Annotated in this window: 23 protein-coding genes, 1 tRNA gene and 1 pseudogene; 5 read left to right on the top strand and 20 right to left on the bottom strand. The window is 39.6% G+C overall.

The window, feature by feature from the left end; translation table 11 throughout:
• Positions 1 to 28: 28 nt before the first annotated feature.
• Both aroA and AC1D69_RS01120 read right to left on the bottom strand, forming a co-directional pair.
• Positions 29 to 1,324 carry a 3-phosphoshikimate 1-carboxyvinyltransferase gene (gene aroA / locus AC1D69_RS01125; RefSeq protein ID WP_495454309.1) on the bottom strand — a complete coding sequence of 432 codons (1,296 nt, stop codon included), beginning with the start codon at positions 1,322 to 1,324 and terminating at the stop codon, positions 29 to 31.
• A 55-nt stretch (positions 1,325 to 1,379) separates the two neighbouring features.
• Positions 1,380 to 1,892: a shikimate kinase gene (locus AC1D69_RS01120; RefSeq protein WP_495454308.1), complete on the bottom strand. Its 513-nt coding sequence runs from the start codon at positions 1,890 to 1,892 to the stop codon at positions 1,380 to 1,382.
• Positions 1,893 to 2,072: 180 nt separating this feature from the next.
• Here AC1D69_RS01120 and AC1D69_RS01115 point away from each other — a divergent pair, with 180 nt between their 5' ends.
• Positions 2,073 to 2,405 carry a hypothetical protein gene (locus tag AC1D69_RS01115; protein ID WP_495454307.1) on the top strand — a complete coding sequence of 111 codons (333 nt, stop codon included), beginning with the start codon at positions 2,073 to 2,075 and terminating at the stop codon, positions 2,403 to 2,405.
• Between the two features lie 2 nt (positions 2,406 to 2,407).
• Here AC1D69_RS01115 and gnd read toward each other — a convergent pair whose 3' ends face one another.
• The 3 genes from gnd to AC1D69_RS01100 all read right to left on the bottom strand — a co-directional run bounded on the left by gnd (position 2,408) and on the right by AC1D69_RS01100 (position 6,135).
• The gene (gene gnd / locus AC1D69_RS01110) at positions 2,408 to 3,820 is read right to left on the bottom strand and encodes an NADP-dependent phosphogluconate dehydrogenase (RefSeq protein ID WP_495454306.1); all 1,413 of its coding nucleotides are present in this window, start codon (positions 3,818 to 3,820) and stop codon (positions 2,408 to 2,410) included.
• Positions 3,821 to 3,997: 177 nt separating this feature from the next.
• On the bottom strand, positions 3,998 to 4,594 hold the full coding sequence (locus AC1D69_RS01105) for a YkzI domain-containing protein (RefSeq protein WP_495454305.1): 597 nt from the start codon (positions 4,592 to 4,594) through the stop codon (positions 3,998 to 4,000).
• 239 nt (positions 4,595 to 4,833) lie between these two features.
• Positions 4,834 to 6,135 (bottom strand): MFS transporter, encoded by a 1,302-nt coding sequence (locus tag AC1D69_RS01100; protein WP_495454304.1) that lies wholly within the window; start codon positions 6,133 to 6,135, stop codon positions 4,834 to 4,836.
• A gap of 178 nt (positions 6,136 to 6,313) precedes the next feature.
• Between AC1D69_RS01100 and AC1D69_RS01095 the strand changes: the two genes are divergently transcribed.
• Positions 6,314 to 7,789 (top strand): aminotransferase class I/II-fold pyridoxal phosphate-dependent enzyme, encoded by a 1,476-nt coding sequence (locus AC1D69_RS01095; protein WP_495454730.1) that lies wholly within the window; start codon positions 6,314 to 6,316, stop codon positions 7,787 to 7,789.
• A 67-nt stretch (positions 7,790 to 7,856) separates the two neighbouring features.
• Here AC1D69_RS01095 and AC1D69_RS01090 read toward each other — a convergent pair whose 3' ends face one another.
• The 3 genes from AC1D69_RS01090 to AC1D69_RS01080 form a co-directional block, all read right to left on the bottom strand.
• Complete coding sequence (locus AC1D69_RS01090) at positions 7,857 to 8,177, bottom strand: DUF1292 domain-containing protein (protein ID WP_495454303.1); 321 nt, start codon at positions 8,175 to 8,177, stop codon at positions 7,857 to 7,859.
• A 105-nt stretch (positions 8,178 to 8,282) separates the two neighbouring features.
• Positions 8,283 to 8,837 (bottom strand): copper amine oxidase, encoded by a 555-nt coding sequence (locus tag AC1D69_RS01085; protein WP_495454302.1) that lies wholly within the window; start codon positions 8,835 to 8,837, stop codon positions 8,283 to 8,285.
• Positions 8,838 to 8,972: 135 nt separating this feature from the next.
• A complete protein-coding gene (locus AC1D69_RS01080; protein ID WP_495454301.1) occupies positions 8,973 to 9,173 on the bottom strand; it encodes a hypothetical protein in 201 nt (66 codons plus the stop codon).
• A gap of 164 nt (positions 9,174 to 9,337) precedes the next feature.
• Between AC1D69_RS01080 and AC1D69_RS01075 the strand changes: the two genes are divergently transcribed.
• Positions 9,338 to 10,075, top strand: a complete 738-nt coding sequence (locus AC1D69_RS01075) for an MBL fold metallo-hydrolase (protein WP_495454300.1) — start codon at positions 9,338 to 9,340, stop codon at positions 10,073 to 10,075.
• A 60-nt stretch (positions 10,076 to 10,135) separates the two neighbouring features.
• Here the strand turns inward: AC1D69_RS01075 and AC1D69_RS01070 are convergent, their stop codons facing one another.
• The 3 genes from AC1D69_RS01070 to AC1D69_RS01060 form a co-directional block, all read right to left on the bottom strand.
• Positions 10,136 to 10,375 carry a DUF3892 domain-containing protein gene (locus AC1D69_RS01070; protein WP_495454299.1) on the bottom strand — a complete coding sequence of 80 codons (240 nt, stop codon included), beginning with the start codon at positions 10,373 to 10,375 and terminating at the stop codon, positions 10,136 to 10,138.
• A 113-nt stretch (positions 10,376 to 10,488) separates the two neighbouring features.
• Positions 10,489 to 10,932, bottom strand: coding sequence for a GNAT family N-acetyltransferase (locus tag AC1D69_RS01065; protein WP_495454298.1), 444 nt, complete (start codon positions 10,930 to 10,932; stop codon positions 10,489 to 10,491).
• Positions 10,933 to 11,268: 336 nt separating this feature from the next.
• Positions 11,269 to 11,463 carry a hypothetical protein gene (locus tag AC1D69_RS01060; protein WP_495454297.1) on the bottom strand — a complete coding sequence of 65 codons (195 nt, stop codon included), beginning with the start codon at positions 11,461 to 11,463 and terminating at the stop codon, positions 11,269 to 11,271.
• Between the two features lie 169 nt (positions 11,464 to 11,632).
• Here AC1D69_RS01060 and AC1D69_RS01055 point away from each other — a divergent pair.
• A tRNA-Val gene (locus AC1D69_RS01055) sits at positions 11,633 to 11,704 on the top strand.
• Positions 11,705 to 11,949: 245 nt separating this feature from the next.
• Here the strand turns inward: AC1D69_RS01055 and AC1D69_RS01050 are convergent.
• A complete protein-coding gene (locus AC1D69_RS01050) occupies positions 11,950 to 12,201 on the bottom strand; it encodes a GNAT family N-acetyltransferase (protein ID WP_495454729.1) in 252 nt (83 codons plus the stop codon).
• Positions 12,138 to 12,580 (bottom strand): annotated as a pseudogene (locus AC1D69_RS01045) (restriction endonuclease). The gene AC1D69_RS01050 and the pseudogene AC1D69_RS01045 overlap by 64 nt, the downstream one beginning before the upstream one ends.
• Positions 12,581 to 13,411: 831 nt before the next feature.
• On the opposite strand from AC1D69_RS01045, the gene AC1D69_RS01040 reads away from it, so the two are divergent.
• Positions 13,412 to 13,711 (top strand): WGxxGxxG family protein, encoded by a 300-nt coding sequence (locus AC1D69_RS01040; RefSeq protein WP_495454296.1) that lies wholly within the window; start codon positions 13,412 to 13,414, stop codon positions 13,709 to 13,711.
• A 121-nt stretch (positions 13,712 to 13,832) separates the two neighbouring features.
• On the opposite strand, the gene AC1D69_RS01035 is transcribed toward AC1D69_RS01040, so the two are convergent.
• From AC1D69_RS01035 to AC1D69_RS01005, 7 genes are all read right to left on the bottom strand, one after another.
• Positions 13,833 to 14,255, bottom strand: coding sequence for a hypothetical protein (locus AC1D69_RS01035; RefSeq protein WP_495454295.1), 423 nt, complete (start codon positions 14,253 to 14,255; stop codon positions 13,833 to 13,835).
• Between the two features lie 314 nt (positions 14,256 to 14,569).
• Positions 14,570 to 14,980, bottom strand: coding sequence for a GvpU-like protein (locus tag AC1D69_RS01030; protein ID WP_495454294.1), 411 nt, complete (start codon positions 14,978 to 14,980; stop codon positions 14,570 to 14,572).
• 139 nt (positions 14,981 to 15,119) lie between these two features.
• On the bottom strand, positions 15,120 to 15,257 hold the full coding sequence (locus tag AC1D69_RS01025) for a YjcZ family sporulation protein (RefSeq protein ID WP_495454293.1): 138 nt from the start codon (positions 15,255 to 15,257) through the stop codon (positions 15,120 to 15,122).
• 301 nt (positions 15,258 to 15,558) lie between these two features.
• On the bottom strand, positions 15,559 to 16,476 hold the full coding sequence (locus AC1D69_RS01020) for a glycoside hydrolase family 25 protein (RefSeq protein ID WP_495454292.1): 918 nt from the start codon (positions 16,474 to 16,476) through the stop codon (positions 15,559 to 15,561).
• A 138-nt stretch (positions 16,477 to 16,614) separates the two neighbouring features.
• Positions 16,615 to 17,097 (bottom strand): NanQ anomerase/TabA/YiaL family protein, encoded by a 483-nt coding sequence (locus AC1D69_RS01015; protein ID WP_495454291.1) that lies wholly within the window; start codon positions 17,095 to 17,097, stop codon positions 16,615 to 16,617.
• A gap of 28 nt (positions 17,098 to 17,125) precedes the next feature.
• Entirely contained in the window at positions 17,126 to 17,998 is an 873-nt protein-coding gene (locus AC1D69_RS01010; RefSeq protein ID WP_495454290.1) for a MurR/RpiR family transcriptional regulator, read from the bottom strand.
• Positions 17,999 to 18,008: 10 nt separating this feature from the next.
• A complete protein-coding gene (locus AC1D69_RS01005) occupies positions 18,009 to 18,887 on the bottom strand; it encodes an ROK family protein (RefSeq protein ID WP_495454289.1) in 879 nt (292 codons plus the stop codon).
• Between the last annotated feature and the right edge of the window lie 26 nt (positions 18,888 to 18,913).

Here is an 18,913-nt window from a genome sequence, read left to right as displayed (position 1 = left end):
ATCCTCCCTTTCTGTAAAGATTGGTATATTAAGAATGTACCCATTCAATTTGTGCTCCAAGCGCCTGAATGTGATCAAAATACTGTGGATAAGATTTGGCCACATGGTGAGCATCCTTAATTCGGATAGGTTGTTTAGCTCTCAGTCCTACGATACTCAATGCCATAATCACGCGGTGATCATAGTGTGCATTAATCTCCACACCACCTTCAACACCTTCAGGTCTTCCATGAACGATGATCTCTGCTTGTCGTTCTTCTACGTTAGCGCCTGCCTTACGAAGCTCCGCTAAGTAGTCTGTGATCCGATCACACTCTTTATACCTTAAATTCTCTACGTTGTAGAACCTCGAAGTACCCTCCGCAAAGACGGCTGCTGCCACCATAGCAAGCACCGCATCGGTAGCTGCATCTCCATCAAATTCGATAGCTTTTAATGTACCGTTACCTTTCACATGAACATTATCGTTCTCATGCGTAAGAGGAACCTCCATCATCTTCAATACATCTATTATAGCGCGTTCTCCCTGCTTACTAGATGCTGACAGACGTTCGATAGTAACATCAGACTGTATGACAGCCGCTGCCGCTAATACCGCCGCAGAACCAGGATAATCCCCTTGTACAGTGTAGGCTTTCGCTTCATAAGTTTGTCTACCTGGCACATGGAATACCATATAGTCCTCACGAGCATGAATGATAATACCCGCCTGTTCAAGAACTTCAAGCGTCTGACCCACAACCACCTTAGACTTCAAATCGCCAAGGACTTCAATTTCACTGTCTTGTTCCAATAAAGGAGTCAAGAATAGGAGCGCACTTAAGTATTGCGAACTAACCTCTCCTGATACTTTGATTTTACCTCCAGTCGGCTTACCTCCACGGATAGTGATTGGTAATCGTCCATCATTATGATCGACCTCAACCCCTAAGTGAGATAAGGCTACAATTAGATCATCATGTGGTCTTTTGCCTAAAGAATCTGGATATGTATTCACAAAAGTAACATCTGGACACAACGAGGCAATCCCCATTAAGAAACGTAGAACAGCACCCGCATTCCCTACATTTAATTCTTTAACATCTCTTGGATGTTTGCCAAAGCCTGTAATAATGGCTTTTTCCTCATCTTCAATAAGTGTCGCACCAAGATCTTGAATACAACGACGCATAGCATCACTATCTTCACTATGTGCTGGGTAATAGACGGTGCTCGTTCCTTCTGCCAGAGCAGCGACAAGCAAGTAACGGGTTGTATAGTTCTTCGATGAGAGAGCTCCTATAGTCCCTTTTAAACTTGGGGTAGGATTAACGATAACATCCATTATTAATAACTCCTTTATGTTCATATAATTAAAATAGTCAATCTTAGTAACAAGCTTAGACGCGGTAATGTGTTAAAATCATTTCGCTCACTTGTTCCACAGAATATAACGATGTGTTCACTGTGTAATCCGCAAAAAGGTAAGCATTTTTCCGTTCTTCCAATATCGTACGTATTCTCTCTTCTGTATTTCCAGCTAATAAAGGTCTAAGTCCATCACCTTGAACTCGCGAAGCAATATCTTCCGCTTCAGCTGTCAAAGCCACAACCCAGCCACCTTCCCTCATCAACTCACAGTTCTTTGGATTCAGTACAGCGCCGCCGCCTGTAGCAATGACCTGACATCTATCTGAGAGTACCCTCTCTAACATAGCTGTCTCCGCTTTACGAAAGTATGCTTCCCCTTGATTGGTAAATATAGAAGCGATACTGCAATCCTCGTGCGCTTCCACAGCTGCATCTAGGTCCACCAAGTTATATTCCAGATGTTGCGCAAGCCATTTACCTACGGTAGATTTGCCTGTTCCCATCATCCCAATCAGGATTATATTCTGTTGTGGTTGGCTCAAAGTTTCACCCCTCTGTTATGCCTTTATCTCGGTCTGAGACATATCCTATTCAATCGTAGTTCCAATCATAACACAGCCCCAAAAGTTTCGACAATCATACGCCTTCGGAAGATTCTATTTTTGCTAGAGTTCCATATACTAGAGTGAACAGTCAATAGATTACAAAGGAGCGTTACACACATGCCTCAATCTCACAATCATTCGATTCCAAGCTTAAAACGCCTTGAAGAAATCTGCGATGTCCGCCATATGTTGTGCCGCGATGATATCATTTGGGTTCTTCATTATGTTCAACAAAAAGTGGCTCAAGGTGATCCAGCACTGCTGGAACTCCCTAAGCCACGTTTACTTCGAAATTTTCAATATTTTGGAGAAATCAGTATGCTACTTCTTAAACGACCCGACCCAAGTTACCTAGAACAAGATAATATACGTTTCAGTATCATGGAAGCGATGCATGGATTGATTCCTACCTCTAATGCAAAAAAGGATACTAAGCAAACAGAATACTAACTCTATTCTTGCATCCAGTTGAAGTGGAAGCTTCCTTCTTTGTCCAGACGTTGGAACGTATGAGCGCCGAAGTAATCACGTTGTGCTTGAAGTAAGTTAGCAGGCAATCTTTCCGTACGGTAACTATCATAGTACGCAAGAGCACTTGAGAATCCAGGTACTGGAACACCTTGAGCAACTGCTGCAGCAACCGTTTGACGCCAAGCGCCTTGGTAATTCTCAATAATATCTTTGAAGAATGGATCAAGCAACAAGTTCTTCAAATCTGCATTGTTCTGGTAAGCATCTGTGATGTTCTGTAAGAATCGGGAGCGAATGATACATCCACCACGCCAGATCTTTGCAAGGTTACCATATTTCAAGTCCCATCCATATTCATCAGATGCGACACGTAGTTGTGCGAACCCTTGGGCATAAGACACGATTTTACTCGCGAACAACGCTTTGCGAACACTTTCGATGAACTCAGCTTTATCCCCTTGGAATGGTTTAGTTGCAGGTCCGTTCAAGATTTTGCTCGCTTCAACACGTTCTTCTTTCATAGCTGACAAGAAACGTGAGAATACAGATTCAGTAATCATGGATAATGGCACGCCTAGATCAAGGGAACTTTGACTTGTCCATTTCCCTGTACCCTTTTGTCCAGCAGAGTCAAGAATAATATCAACCATCGGTTTACCTGTCTCGGAATCAATCTTCGAGAAAATATCAGCCGTGATTTCAATCAAATAGCTGTCAAGTTCCCCTTTGTTCCATTCCGTGAATATTTCATGTAATTCCTTAGCATCAAGATGTAACACATCTTTCAAGAGCTGGTAAGCTTCACAAATGAGTTGCATGTCACCATACTCAATACCGTTATGCACCATTTTGACATAATGTCCTGCACCATCTGGTCCAATATATGTACTACAAGCTTCACCGTCAACTTTAGCTGATATCGCTGTTAAGATCGGTTCCACTAATTGATATGCGCTCTCTTGACCACCAGGCATGATTGAAGGGCCTTTCAAAGCTCCCTCTTCCCCACCAGAGACACCCGCTCCAATGAAACGGAAACCTTTATCTTCAAGCTCTTTACTACGACGTACTGTATCAGGGAAGTAAGCATTCCCTCCATCAATGATGATGTCACCTTGATCTAGATAAGGTAACAACTGTTCAATCGTAGCATCGGTAGCTTTACCAGCTTGTACCATGATAAGAATTCTACGAGGCACTTCAAGTGATTTCACGAATTCTTCAACAGAAAAAGTACCTGTTAGATTCTTGCCTTCAGCTTCTTTCAAAAGGTCCTGCGTTTTCTCAGGAGAGCGATTATATACTGAGACTGTAAAGCCTCTACTCTCGATGTTTAGGGCCAAGTTTTTTCCCATTACAGCAAGGCCAATGACACCTATTTGTTGTTTTGCCATTTGGTTTTTCATCCTTTGCTCCATTTATTTTTAAACATAGTTTCTATTCAATCTATATATTAACGTGTTTAAGCGCAGAAGTGAACCCCTGCCCCAACTCCTAACATGATAAAACACCTCGCAAATGATCGAGGTGTTCATCTCAAATGCTTCTCTTATTGTAATCAACTAACGTATTTACCATTCAAGTGTCATGAGTTCACGACATAATTCTCGAAGTCGTTCTTTACAATGCTCGATCTCCTCGGTGTCGTTGGCTTGTATAGCCGCATAAAGTTTCTCTAATTCTTCATCCACTTCAATTCTACGTAACTGTAAGCGTAAATCCCCTTCTAACGAATAGAACATCTTCGACATTTCCTGTTCGCTGAAATAAGTTCCTTTCTGATATAGAACCCGTTGTTGATACCCTGATATTTCAACCAATCGGATCACTTCCCCGAACAATATATTCTCAACGAAGATTTGCCTGTCTTTAAATCGTTTAACAACCGCATGCCCTCTTGTATCTTCAATTAATTTCTCCATCCAGTCCGCAAGCTTAGCGTCTCGTATGATATAATCTCCAACCATTTTATATCCACTTCGAGTTCTCATAAATCTTAATTTCACTAATTTCCGTCCGGTTCTAACTGAAATGATAAAGAGTGTTTCGTTCTCACTCCAATAAAGGGAATAACCTTCTTGAATCAACTCTTTGATTAAGTCTTGAATATGTCGCTGATTAAATCGAAGCTCCAGATTGCAGTACTCTACTTCATCACTCTTGTTCAAGGCATTCCCTCCTATACTGGATATTTCAACAAATGGTGTTAGAATGATGCCACGTTCACAACGTAATCATTTGCTTGATATATTTTATACTTTATCCTATGTAACGGTAACTTGGTTTATTGACTATTTTTACCCTTAATAAATTCTAGTTAAACCTGAACAAGCAAAAAGAAGGAATCAAGAACCCTTGATCCCCCTCAGATAACGCTTACCACGATGTAAAATGTCTTTGCTAAATCTTATCCCGCTATAGAATTCCGTTGTTTTTTACGCGTTAATAACAAATGTACAAAAAACAAAAGCATCATCACTATGCTACTTGCTATGAATGGGGCTTCGTGTCCCATAACGTCCCACAGTCTTCCCGATACAATCGGACCTACCACCATGCCAGATCCTTGCAGTGTCAAGAAAAATCCCCAGACAACGCCACGTTCTCCCTTAGGTACTAAATGCGAAACATAGGTATTCCATCCTGGTAATATAAACGCATAACTAATTCCTATAAGTGCTACAAATGCAAATACAAGCGGTACGGTATGTACCATCGAGAATAAGGAAATGGATACCGCTGCTAGTAGAAATCCAGCATGTAAGAATGGAGCTGTTCCGTAACGGTCAATTAATTTACCACAAGGAATAAGCGCAATAACAGTAATTCCCCCTCCAGCTATTAATAAGAGACTGAACATATTCGGCGAGAATCCCAACTCATTCTGTACATATAGCGTGATCACTGGAGTTAAAATTCCAATGACGAATGATTGTAAGAATAGTGCAGGATAGACCAGCCAACTAACCTTTAAAGTATGTTTCACTTCATACATTGTTTTCTTTACACTATTTATTAATTGGATCCATTTAGAAGCGATCAACATAAATACATTCTTATGGCGCACATGTTTAACATGTATGTGGGGGGTTAAGCTTGGTACCTTTCCTGGGAGGAGTAAGGCGACTAATACAAGCACGATCCCCGAACCTATCAGCACCAAAAACGACGTATGAAAATTGGACCCTGTTCGTTGCATGAGAAAGTTCATCGCGATTGGACCCGCACCTATTCCCATCAATGAAGCCATTTCTAAAGCTCCGATTGCCGCACCATTACTATTATTGGGACCTGAGATCTCTGTTGCCCCAGTCATCGCACAAGGCCACAGTGGTGAGGTCCCTACCCCTAGAATGAAACACGCAACCGCAAGCCAGATGGGTGCAGAAGTGAAAGCAATAATGATGACTGCAATCACAGTCATTAATAACGCTCCTGTCATGGTCTTCTTGTAACCTAACCGCTCAGCCAACCAACCAAAGGGACTTCTAAAAAGGTTATCCCCAACATATTGCAATGAGAAAGCAATTCCCACACTCCAAGCCGTTAACCCAAGAGCATTCTTCATATAAATGGGTAAGAGTGCAACGAGTAGTGACCCTTTTAGAAACTCTACTAAAAAAATAATAATCATAAGTTCAATAAAAAATGGGGATTTCAGTTGGCGCTTGGATGAATCTTTTATCATTTCTGAATTATGTATTGGCATGATTATCCCATCCTCTTCTAAGCAAAACTTCCTTAAACAATCCTTCTTTATCCATCTATACTATAGAATACCCATTTTCATAAGGATTTTACCCCTTTATCAAAAGCTTGCAATCCCGTCCTGATTTGCTATACTCAAATTTGTATTTTAATACAGGAAGGTTGTGATGATTTTATCCATGGACCATAATAACACCCCCCTTTTCACAGCACTGAAGAATCATGCTGCTAGCAACCCCGTACAATTCCATATTCCTGGGCATAAAAAAGGTCGAGGTGCGGATCAAGAATTCCGAAATTTCATAGGGGATAATGCCCTTTCCATAGACTTAATTAATATAGCCCCACTTGATGACTTACATCAACCTACGGGTGTCATTGAAGAAGCTCAAGCCCTTGCTGCAAATGCTTTCGGATCTGACTATACTTACTTTAGTGTACAAGGGACAAGCGGTGCGATCATGACGATGATTCTATCGATATGTTCTCCGGGTGACAAGATCATCGTTCCACGAAATGTACATAAATCGATTATGTCAGCCATCATTTTTGCAGGAGCGAAACCTGTATTTGTCTCTCCCGCTCGCGATGAGAATCTAGGAATAGATCACGGAATCACAACAACTTCTGTTCGTAGAGCACTTGATCGTCACCCTGATGCAAAAGCGGTACTCGTGATTAACCCAACCTATTTTGGCTTATGCGCAGACTTGAAGGAAATCGTTGAACTCGCTCACAGCCGTCATGTTCCCGTACTTGTAGATGAGGCTCATGGGGTATTAATTCATTTCCATGAGGATCTTCCCATATCTGCTATGGAAGCTGGTGCCGATATGGCTGCCACAAGTGTACACAAATTAGGCGGTTCGATGACCCAGAGTTCCGTGCTTAACCTTAATGTAAAAAATGGATTTGTGAATCCACAACGTGTACAGACTATCATCAGTATGTTGACGACAACCTCGACATCCTACATTTTGTTGGCATCGTTAGATACTTCAAGGCGTAATCTTGCGCTACATGGACATGAAATAGCTCAGAAAGCCATTGAGCTCGCTCAATATGCACGTGAAGAAATCAATAAGATCAATGGACTTTACTGTGTTGGCGAAGAGATTCTTGGTGGAGAAGCAACGCATGACATTGATCCGACCAAGCTTACCATTCATGTTCGTCATCTTGGAATCACGGGATATGAGACAGAGAATTGGTTAAGAGAACATTATAATCTAGAAGTTGAATTAAGCGATATGTATAACATACTTTGTCTCGTCACACCCGGTGATGAAATGGACTCTATCGAAATTCTTTTAACGGCTTTACGTTCCTTATCTGATACCTATTACTTAGTAAATCAAGCTCATGAATTAGTTATTAAGATTCCGGAAATCCCTCAACTATCTCTTACACCAAGAGAAGCATTCTATGGGGATACGGAAGTGATTCCATTTAGGGAATCCGCAGGAAGAATCATAGCCGAATTTATATATGTCTACCCACCAGGAATTCCAATTCTTCTTCCTGGAGAAGTCATCTCCCAGGACAATATTGATTACATTATTGATCATGTGGAAGTAGGATTACCTGTAAAAGGACCCGAAGATCGCTACATTCACAATATTAAAGTTATTGTTGAGACCAATGCCATTTTCTAATTTCATTTCATAAAAAGAAGCTCTGTACCTTACGGTACAGAGCTTCTTTATGAATACCAAATGAAATCTATTCCTGCTGTGCTGCTACAAGCACGTTATATACTTCTTCAACAGACTTCCATTCTTCTTCATCTTCGATATTATAGAGAACCATTTCTTCGTTCTCTTCTTCCATACGCAGAATGATACCATCTGCTTCTGGATTCTCACGTTCAAGTAACAGAGCATAGACCTTCTGACCTACATCAAAAGTCTCTACAAGAACCATTTCCACGTCAACGCCATGCTCATCCGTCAAAGTCAGGATAAACTCTTCATGCTCACCGTCGTGTTCATGATCATGACCGCAGCCGCAATCATCGCCATGTTCATGTTTGTGATCGCTCATATTATTACCTCACTTCGGGTTTAATTTTTCTACTTTGGTATCGTACCATGGAAGGCTTTTTAGGTCAATTTAACCTAGCAGTTTCAATACAATTATATTATTATATTAATCTAAAGCTGTAACAATTTTCTGGGACACCATTTCATATTCCGCATTCTTAGACACTTTAATGTAGAATCCTATCGTGTATTTCCCTGCCGTTTTGAAATCATATGTAAAATCATTTGTTCTGAACCAAAAGTTATCCTTCTGATCCTTACCTAATTCTTGAGTCTGGATATCCTTCTTATTCCCTGAAGGATCTATGATGGCTACTTTAACGGCGGCAACAGAGTCCTTTAGATTATCCACTTGGCTGAACACGTTAAATTTCAGCTTTCCTTTATTCACGTTACCGAATACCGTATCCCCTTTAAATAGAAAGATATGCACATTAGGCTTCAGAAACTTGACTTGATTATTGTTAGAATTCCAATTCACAACACCATCGAAAGAGCGAATCGGTGCATAAGTCTTACCATCTATAATATAGCCACCCCCTTGAACTTCTTGCCCATTCACCCATAAACGAACTTTCTCATTCACTGAATCGGCAAACATCAAAGAACCCCCCATAAGGGATAAAACAAGTGTGCTTAGAACTATTTTCTTCCATCTCATATTTATACTCCCCCTCCAACCTATTCCATTCATGATGACTTAAATATATACGACAATTTATACCGCAAGTTGCGGTCAAATTGAGTTTCATTCCAAATAAACCCTGCAGAATATTATTCTGCAGGGTTTATCTTGTTACGAACTCGGTTTTGTCAGAATACAAGGCACGCCATTTCCTACAGCACCTGGTATTCTCATTTTCTCTCTGTAATGTATTCCATCTGCACAAGGTGTTTTACAGACCTCACAGATATGCGACAACACCAGTTTCATTTCTTTTTTAACCTTTTCACTTTTAGGTTGAACGATTTGTTTACTTTTCGCTTTAACCATCATGTCACCTCATTTACGGATGTATATACTTACCGTATTGTATGAGGATTTCGTCCATTGGGAACTCTTGAGTAATATATAATGAAGACTAGATTCCTGTTATTTTGACACTAATCAATGATATATTTAATGACAGATATAACAACAACATCAGGAGGGAATTAATCTTGGACTTACAATTGCAAATGCTTGGAACCGGAAGCGCCTTTTCCAAATTGTATTACAATAACAATGCATTAATATCAGATGGTTCATTTTCGCTTCTAATTGATTGTGGCGTAACCGCTCCACGTGCTCTTCATCATTTGGGGATGTCTTTTGACGACATTGATGCTGTATTTATCACTCATATCCATGCAGATCATGTTGGTGGACTAGAGGAACTTGCTTTCAAAATGAAATTTACTTATAAACGCAAACCCATAATATATATAACTGAAGAACTTGCTCATACGTTGTGGGAACACTCTCTCAAAGGTGGGTTATATCAGACAGGGGAAATATCCTCACTAGAAGACATATTTGAGGTTCGCCTTCTTCAGCCGTTGAAGCCTTATCACATATCGGAGCATCTTACCATCGAACTTATACCTACTGAACATATACCAGGGAAAGCAAGTTATTCTCTATACATTAATGAAAGTTTGTTTTACAGTTCTGACATGACGTTTGATCCCACATTACTTCTCCAACTTGTTCAAGAGCGCGGGTGTCGAACTATTTTTCATGAATGCCAATTAAGCGGTCCTGGAGAAGTTCATGCCACTCTGGAAGAACTCCTTACTCTTCCCTTAGAAGTTCAGAAGAATACTTATCTGATGCATTACGGGGACGAGAAAGATGACTATCTGAGTGAGATCGGTGACATGACCTTCTTAGAGCAGAATCTTATCTATCATTTATAATAAAAAGCCAGCTGTACCGCCCATGTAGGGGGAACAGCTGGCTTGCTGATGGTGTCTACATCATTCAAATGTAGGGAGTTGATCCAAGTTGTTGGATGGATCTCCATCCGCGTCTCCACGAATATAGGTTTCTCCATCTCTACCTTTAAAAGCATTCACACCGGCAATCGCACCTGCCTGTACTTCCTGAAGTGCTTGTTCATAGGCCAATACTCGACCAGATGATGTCTGAAATGCTGTTAGATCACCATCACCGTTCTTCTGTACTGCAACGAATTGTTCACGTCCTGGGGTTCCCATATCAATCGCTCCTTTAGTTAATTTGCCAATGAAGTTTAGGGCATTCGAGTAGGTTACCCAGCACATGCTAATTTAATGCATCCATTTCAAGATAGTTCAAGTTGGAGTTTAGATTATAATTCCTTTTTCATACGAACATGTAATATTCCCGCATCATCAAAAGGTTCCTTCGAGATCACTTCATATCCCTGCTTCGCATAAAAGGATTCTGCCTGACACTGTGCATCAAGTATCGCATATTGCAATCCAAGTTCCTTCGCGAACTTGTCCATTGCCATCAACAGTACTTTACCGAAACCCTTCGTACGATACTCCTTCGTGACAGCAATACGTTGCATTTTGGCCGTGTTCTCATTGTAATAAATAATTCTACCCGTAGCCACATATTCCCCATTATCGTAAATTAATAAATGATGTACCTTGGGACTAATCGTATCATATTCATCCATTTCAAGACTTAGAGGGACATGTTGCTCCTCTACAAATACCTTTTTCCGAATTTCCAGTCCATACTGCAGCTGTTCCTCCGTGTTAACATGAATGATCTCTGCAGCCATTTCATTTCCCACTCCTTCGGTCCACAATCTATTCAACTTCTAATCGAATCATTATACAAAAAAAAATTTTTGATGTATAGTTTGGATAATGTCTACATTTACTATACCCTTATAAAAGGAGCTAAATCTCTTATGGGAATTACGATTGCAATCGTTATCATTATGTCGATCGTCCTTATTTACTCATTCTATTTTGTTACCAAAATGGGTTACTCCCGTAAGTGGGATGAAGACGAATAGTCACAACATTAATAATATAAAAACACGAAATCCCCTTAGACTGATCCAAGGGGATATTTCAAATCTTCATTTCTCATTTCTTCGTCGTATCGTTCTTTAGGGTGGAGAGATCTCTGTCGTCGAATATACCTGCTCGCCAACATCCTTAGAATATATATCCTGCATGACAGGCGCAGTAGAGGTGTCCAACCTTTTTAATTGAAACGTGGATTCGTCCCGTTCTATAGAACAACCTGCAAGTAACACAAACAGACACCCTCCAACTATTAGACCATATATCTTATTCCGCATTGTGCCACTTCCTTATAGATTGATATAATCTTATTGTGGGCTCTTTGAATTTTTTTTAAACCTAACATTCTCACAACCCCATCCCCACAACAAACGATTCTATCTATAAAATGAATTGACACCCATCTCACCTGCTGGTATGATTATCCTTGTATTTACATACTATTTCGATCTGTTAGCTCAGCGGGAGAGCACTATCTTGACAGGGTAGGGGTCAATGGTTCGAATCCATTACAGATCATTACTGAGAACCCTTGCGTAGCAGGGGTTTTTCTATTTCTGTCATTCTAATTGAATTCATTAATAGAAGTAAAAGGGGCCTACACGCTAGTAGGCCCCTTTATATGTATGAAATTAAATATAATTTAAATAGCAGTAAAGAGAAAAAAGTACCTTTCCTTGCTGCTGAACATATAGACCCACTACGCGGCGCGGGCAAGTTCCCTATTTCCTCTGCTAAGTTTTATTTCCAGTCTTTAGTCATACTTATAAAATTATATGATTGTAATTCAGTAATACCCTTCCTTGTTCGATGATTTCTCTAAAAAATTTCGATCCGTAACCCTGTCCTGTCATTGAAGGTTTCATTTGAACTCCAACTGCTAATATTTCTTCCCCTTCATCGTTCACATCATAAAACTCACAATTTCCTATTAAATTTTCTTTATCATCAATTACTGAAAATGCTCTTTCTGAATTGAAACTTTGCTTAAATCCATCAATTTTTTCTTTTTGGATATTGTTATCATAAAAAGAATATATTCCATCATAAGTCCAAGTAATGAATTCATAGCTAATATCATCTCAATCAAAGCCTCACGATTAATCAGGTTAACTCGGTTTGATTTCGCTAATTCATAAGCTGCGGCCGTATAATCACCTTTCGATACAACCCAAGCTTCGTAGCTTTATAATGAGCAATCGAAGCCTGCGCTTCTTGCACAGCCTTGATCCCTACGTTTTTACTATATCTCTTGGCTTGGACAACAATCCTCTTGCCATCCTTCTGTATGAGAAGATCTGCCCCGTAATCTCCAGTTGCCTTACTTACCTCGATTTTATATCCTTGAGCTCGTAACAAATGTCCTAGATAGTTCTCGAATTGGATCCCTTCCATCTTATCTATTTCAGCAATCCCTGACTTTTTCAGGCGTTCCTCATGCTTCTTTTTTCGTAAGATAAGAATAGCGGTGATAATAGCCATAACAAGAACGCACACAATGACTGAAGCCTGAACTGATTTAGTTAAAATATAAGTCCCCGCAAGCGAACCTATCAATGCAAGTGCCCTGATCTCTTGTGTAAATTCTTCCTGTTTTGTTTCACTTTTCCTCCCAGCCAATTGGACAACCTCCATTGAAGACCAAGTATATTCCTATGATTCGCCATATAGGGGTAAATCACCCTTTTCGACGCAGAACTTTAGACCTACGAGAGAATCAATATGGGCAAAAGAAAAAGCAAAAAACTGCAGCTCATCTTCCATGATCTCATCTATTTATTCTTACCTAAGTGTCATCGGGTATTGACTAACCCAATCTGCCTTTATGGTTGTGTATTTGGTATAATCTTTCCGAGGTGAAATTGATGAATGGTAAAACATTGGTTACTATTTTGGTTATTGTTTTGCTGTTAATTGGCGCTTGTTCTTTAGTCGTGGCTTATTTTATGACTTCAGTTGATCTTGGTCGTCCTGATAATATTTAACCGTTGTGATCATCGGGCTATCCCTTGTAAATGTATGTACTGTACTGTCTTGTCTCTTCTTTTATTAACTTATATAAAAAGAAAAGCACCACAAAAATGCATCACCTCTTTCGTTATTGAAATTCCATTCAGCCCAACCAGTTAAAGAATTATGAGAATAGTAACACTTGTTATGGGAAAGATAATATTGGCACATGCACCTCACCAAATAAGTCATAAATTTCGGAAGGAGGAACATTCAATGAAAAAAATCCTTGCGTCTTTTTTAGCTACATTGAGTATTGCTTTGGTTCTTGTGTTTCCTGCATCTGCAGCAAACAACAACATGAATACTAACGACATGAACACAAACTACAGGAATACAGACAACATGAACACGAACCATATGAACACGAACGACATGAACACGAACGGTATGAATACTAACAGTTACAGAGCTACTGCTACAAACGATGACAATGGAACCGATTGGGGATGGCTTGGATTACTTGGTCTTGTAGGCCTCGTAGGTCTAAGACGCCGCAATCCAGAAACTCATTAAAAAAATTTTCTCACGACCCAATTTATCGGATAACAACAAAAGAATCCATCAGAAATAAACTGATGGATTCTTTTGTTTGAGTAAAACTCACAATCTGTTAAGTTAAGACTATCTTGGTTTTTTAATCAGAGATTAGAATACCATCGAAACTTTCTGGACCCACACGAATTGTACCAAGCAAATTAGAAGATATAAATGCAGTATAAGTCAATTGCGGCGTAATTGGCGGGTTAAAATCATTAGCTGAAAAAGTAATGACCTGAGGAGCTAATACGCTCAGACTAAAGGTTGATGTTGCTGAATAAATAACAGGATCCGTTGGTAAAGTTCCTCTTACAATTGTGATTGTTACTCCAACCAAGGCTAAGGGAAGTTGAACAGAAACAGTTCCTTTCAATTGGACTCGGGCAGTTCCAGTAACCCCGGCACTTACTAAACCTATCTGACCGAAAAGCTGTGGAGCATTAACTACCAGAATTGGAACTAAAATTGAGTTTCCAAAACTAGCATTTTGAGAAGTTCTTCCATCAATAAATACACCCATTCTAAACACCTCCTTCTTCTTTAACATATCATATATTATGCTAAATTTAAGTAAGTGCTTGGTCATAAACCACTATGGTATTAATGTACTATACTGAATATATCGTTATTTATAACCTTTGAAAGGCGTAAACGCACAAAGGCCCTGCCAGTGAGATACTAGCAGGGTCCTTACTTATATACTGTTCATAAGGGGTATCTTTATAGTAGAGATTGAACCTTAAAACAAGATTATAATCAGGTTAGAAATAGATAAAAGCTCCGCTAGTAAGAGTCTACGCGGAGCTTCTAGCAATATCGAGTGACTTCTTCTTATTAATTATGTTTCAATACTCCTATAGAGTGTCCATCGATCGAACTTATTTTACCTCTCCACCATCCAATACTGCGGACTAGAGAACCCGTTAATATCTGTGCATCTTTTAAATGGATCATCTCCGGGATAACCTGTTCATCTTCGGGGCTCGAATCTTCATATACTTCTTCTCCAAATTCACGATAATACTTAGCTACAGCGTATTCTCCTGCTTCATTTAATTCAGAAGCTACTCCGTCGACGTAACTCTTACCAGATATTAATGTCCCAGTTACGATACTCCCACCTACTAGTAAAGTAAGGCCCAATGGTGCATTGGTTTGGTTACAATTTTCTACAAGCCATATTAATATGGCATCTTTCAGAAATGGATCAATTTCCTCTGGACTATTCTCACTTTCATCAAACATCTACATCACCTCCATGTATATCCTACTTCGACACAGGACGGAGATTTCCTATGCAGCATTTCATCGGATGAACGTGAAATAAAACAGACCTTACATCAAGTAAGGTCTGTTTTATCTGTTTTATTGAAACCATCTTATCTTATAATAAGAAAGCTTTGGAGATTATAACGAGCAAAATGAACAATACTAATATAGCACCTATGCCTGCACCACCAAACCCACTAACTCCACCACCATTGCCATTACCGTTGCTATACCCATTTTCAACTTCGCTCATTGTAATTCCTCCTTTATATTAGACTACATCCTAGTATATGTAAGAATATAATAGAAGGTTTGGGTATAATGATAAAATTTTAAATATTCTAAGGAATATAATGAGGATCGTTAATACTCGGATTTTCAGAGAGTTCACGAAGGAGTTCTATCTTGTATTCAATGATTTGTTGGGTCTCGTACAATTTAGAAATTTTCCTTTGAACCCATTGTGTTGTTTCAGAAAGGTGAGTCTTTGAACTAGTAAAGACACCTTTACAAGCAGATGCTCCACTTTTCAAGGTGTCTTTGCTTTAAATCTATTATTTTTCCTTCTCAATGGCCTCTAATCGCGCTTTCAAATCTGCAATCTCCGTAGTATTTCCAGCTATTAATTTAAGAAAATTGTTTCTTAGTCGGTTAATGACAATAGCTGTCTCCTCCCTAGTTATAACATCTCCAGGACGTGTTCCATCAAAATAACCATTTGCTTTCGCTTCTGCCCAATCCTCTGCTGCCCACGGACTAACGATGTTAATGTTAGGTTCTGTCACAGGTATCTCTTCCCCTCCACTTTCTTTGTTATATGCAGCCTTTAATTCCGCTAGTGTTCCTTTGTACTCGTTAAGATCAACGTTACCTGAAATTCCAGCTACGGATCTACTACCGTTCGGACGAGTACCACCTGAAGTACCGCTAGTATACTGCCAAATGTCCCAAGAACGCCATGCTGTAACATTCCAAGGAACGACGGTTGAATACCGGGCAATCCATAAAGGATAGGCTCCAACTTCGCCATCGAAATTAGCTGCGAACGAGTTACCTGTGTATACCATAGGCTTCATCCCCGTTAGAGTCTGGATCTCAGATAGAAATGCCTTAGCCACCACATTCATTTGTGCTTTAGTTAAGCCATTCGATTCTTCATAATCCAATGCTGGAGGGAGATGAAACACATCTATACCGCCCGCCTTCACAATCGCTTGGAAGAATGTTTGGGCTGCTTCTTTCGCTAAAGCTGCCGTAGTAACCGATTTATCTAAATAGTGATAAGCACCCACCAATAACCCCGCTGCATTAGCCCCTTTCACATTAGTGATAAACATGCTATCCATTGAATTTTGTGTTGCCTTAATGTATACAAAGTCAATTGCATCTTTTGCTACCTTGGACCAGTCGATTGTTCCCTGATGATGCGACACGTCGATGCCTTGGGCGTTCTTACTATTACGTGCTTGCATTTATATCAACTCTCCTTTTTTATAGTAAATGATAGAAATATATGAATTGCCTGTATTTTTGTCTAAAATGCTCATTAAAAAGGCTGACCTTAGTATCATACTAAGGTCAACCTTCAGCTAAACATATCTATCAGTCATTCATTTCATTTTGTTGCTGTAATATTCAAGATGAATTTTAACGACAATTTTGTTTATTTTCGTTGATTGTTGTCCCATACCCGGTCTATGAATATCATGCGGGAAGAAAACAGCGAACATTCCAGGCTTCAATGGCAGCAAAATTTCATCCGTTACCGGGGTATATAATGCATAATCGTCTTCGCTGTCATATGGCTTAGCGGGTTCAATTCCTTCTTGTAGCGGTGACCAACCAATGATTTCTTCACCATCTATCAAATAATGGACATCAATATAAGATTCGTGTTTCTCTGCAAGATGATCTTCCGACATTTTGGCATCAAGTTCCATAACTGAAGCATACATCTCGCTACCTCGGATTTCAACACGTCCTACAGCAGGGGTAGCTTGTATAATCTTCTTAATTTCCTCGATGGCCTCCACAATAGCCGGATTCTCACATTTGCTGTGGTCTGCCCACGATACTAACGACCCTACAATCATGTTCTAATCTCCTATCATAGTTAATGACCTACAGCAGTTTCTCGCTCACTGCCGCAGCTGTAATTTCCTTGTTCATAATAGATTCTTCTTTGGTTCTTTTGAAATATTCTACATATAAAATATCCAGCAAATAGAGCTGAGAAATCTTCGCAGACAGTGAACCCCCTTGTAAAGGACCTTCATTAGCTCCGCACAATAATGTCAGGTCTGAATACGAGGTTAGTGGAGACTTCACAAATCTAGTGATCGATATGATCGTTGCGCCACGTTCTTTTGCTTTGCGTGCAATTTCAATAGAATCCTTCGTTGATCCAGAATATGAAATGATAACAGCAACATCACGCTCGGTCATCAATGCTGCCGACATCATTTGAAGATGTGAATCCATGGAACATTCTGTTTTGTTCGTAATACGCATAAACTTAAGTTTCGCCTCTAAGGCCGTTATTAATGACGAACCTACACCGAAGAATAATATCCGTTCTGCTTCAATTAAATGGTCGATGGCTTTACTAATATTGAGAACATCTAATAAATTATAAGTCTCGTTCAGTGCGCTTATATTCGTTGATAACACTTTAGAAGACACTTCTTCGATCGAATCATCCATTAGAATTTGGTCCGTTAATTGCGGTACTTCATTATCTACCGCTATACTATGTGCCAATGCAATCTTAAACTCCTGATACCCTTTATAACTCAATGATTTACAGAATCGAAATATACTCGATTCGCCTACGCCACATTCATCTGCGAGGTCAGTAATAGACATGTAAACAACACTTTTTGTGTTTTCCAGAACATAGTCTGCTACCTTTTTCTCCGTATTCGTTAAATTGTTATACTTCGAATGAATGGAAGAAAAAATACTGATCGTTCGCAAGATACTCCACCTCTTCATTAACGTAGATTTATCGTAAGAATAAGGATGCTGCTCCTAATACCCCTGCCTTATTCCCCAAAGATGCCTTAATAATTTTCACATGTGAGAAGCTTTCCATAATCAGTGACTTTGTTCTTGCTTCGACGAGACGAACTAGATCGTCTTGTTCCATCACTCCGCCTCCTACAATAATAGCGGATGGATTGAAAATATGAATGAAAGAAGCTAAGCCAGCGGATACTTCATCAACCCATGAATGTAAAATTTGTTCAAGCACTTTATGACCTTTGTTTAACTTTTCAAACAATATTTTTCCGTTTATACATTCTGGATCTACCTGTTTAGCCATATTTACTAAAGCGGTTGTTGAGGCATACGTTTCATAAAATGGCTTCCTTCCATCGTCACGAGTCTCTGTTAGAGGATGTGTGAACATATGGCCAAATTCAGCCGCTACGCCGTTAGCTCCTTTATAGATCTGACGATTAATCACGATCGCTCCACCGATGCCCGTACCAAACGTCAAACATAAGAAATTATTAAATGACTGAGCTGCGCCAAAGGTAGCCTCACCTAACGCGGCAGCATTCACATCATTTTCTACCTTAACGGGTTTATTAAATTTGTTGGCAACAATATCTCTAACCTTCATGCCAGTATACATTGGTATATTTTCGTTAGCAAATACGATAAATCCTTCTTCTGAATTCACTTGTCCTGCTGTACTAATTGCGATTGCATCGAAATCATCATATTCTGCAATGTTTTCAAGTAATCTTTGGATCACATGTGGTCCACCTAGATGGCTCTCCGTCACATATTCTTTAAATTGATCGACGTTCCCATGTTCATCACAAATGCATATCTTGGTGTTCGTTCCTCCAATGTCTGCGGTTACAATCTTCATATCCCCTTCGATCCTTCCCAATGGTT

The sequence above is a fragment of the Paenibacillus sp. Y301 genome, from assembly GCF_059445505.1.
The sequence above is the reverse complement of the archived record's forward strand: the minus strand, read 5'-3'. Positions and strand labels throughout refer to the sequence as shown.

Excerpts from the sequence above, each read along its gene's own strand:
- AC1D69_RS01060 (WP_495454297.1), bottom strand. The coding sequence starts at position 11,463 with ATGCGGAATAAGATATATGGTCTAATAGTTGGAGGGTGTCTGTTTGTG.
- AC1D69_RS01065 (WP_495454298.1), bottom strand. The coding sequence starts at position 10,932 with ATGGCTGCAGAGATCATTCATGTTAACACGGAGGAACAGCTGCAGTAT.
- AC1D69_RS01030 (WP_495454294.1), bottom strand. The coding sequence starts at position 14,980 with ATGTTTGATGAAAGTGAGAATAGTCCAGAGGAAATTGATCCATTTCTG.
- AC1D69_RS01040 (WP_495454296.1), top strand. The coding sequence starts at position 13,412 with ATGAAAAAAATCCTTGCGTCTTTTTTAGCTACATTGAGTATTGCTTTG.
- gnd (WP_495454306.1), bottom strand. The coding sequence starts at position 3,820 with ATGGCAAAACAACAAATAGGTGTCATTGGCCTTGCTGTAATGGGAAAA.
- AC1D69_RS01080 (WP_495454301.1), bottom strand. The coding sequence starts at position 9,173 with ATGATGGTTAAAGCGAAAAGTAAACAAATCGTTCAACCTAAAAGTGAA.
- AC1D69_RS01020 (WP_495454292.1), bottom strand. The coding sequence starts at position 16,476 with ATGCAAGCACGTAATAGTAAGAACGCCCAAGGCATCGACGTGTCGCAT.
- AC1D69_RS01010 (WP_495454290.1), bottom strand. The coding sequence starts at position 17,998 with ATGAAGAGGTGGAGTATCTTGCGAACGATCAGTATTTTTTCTTCCATT.
- AC1D69_RS01085 (WP_495454302.1), bottom strand. The coding sequence starts at position 8,837 with ATGAGATGGAAGAAAATAGTTCTAAGCACACTTGTTTTATCCCTTATG.
- AC1D69_RS01070 (WP_495454299.1), bottom strand. The coding sequence starts at position 10,375 with ATGGGAACCCCAGGACGTGAACAATTCGTTGCAGTACAGAAGAACGGT.
- AC1D69_RS01025 (WP_495454293.1), bottom strand. The coding sequence starts at position 15,257 with ATGAGCGAAGTTGAAAATGGGTATAGCAACGGTAATGGCAATGGTGGT.
- AC1D69_RS01095 (WP_495454730.1), top strand. The coding sequence starts at position 6,314 with ATGGACCATAATAACACCCCCCTTTTCACAGCACTGAAGAATCATGCT.
- aroA (WP_495454309.1), bottom strand. The coding sequence starts at position 1,324 with ATGGATGTTATCGTTAATCCTACCCCAAGTTTAAAAGGGACTATAGGA.
- AC1D69_RS01005 (WP_495454289.1), bottom strand. The coding sequence starts at position 18,887 with ATGAAGATTGTAACCGCAGACATTGGAGGAACGAACACCAAGATATGC.
- AC1D69_RS01100 (WP_495454304.1), bottom strand. The coding sequence starts at position 6,135 with ATGCCAATACATAATTCAGAAATGATAAAAGATTCATCCAAGCGCCAA.
- AC1D69_RS01115 (WP_495454307.1), top strand. The coding sequence starts at position 2,073 with ATGCCTCAATCTCACAATCATTCGATTCCAAGCTTAAAACGCCTTGAA.
- AC1D69_RS01090 (WP_495454303.1), bottom strand. The coding sequence starts at position 8,177 with ATGAGCGATCACAAACATGAACATGGCGATGATTGCGGCTGCGGTCAT.
- AC1D69_RS01015 (WP_495454291.1), bottom strand. The coding sequence starts at position 17,097 with ATGATTGTAGGGTCGTTAGTATCGTGGGCAGACCACAGCAAATGTGAG.
- AC1D69_RS01035 (WP_495454295.1), bottom strand. The coding sequence starts at position 14,255 with ATGGGTGTATTTATTGATGGAAGAACTTCTCAAAATGCTAGTTTTGGA.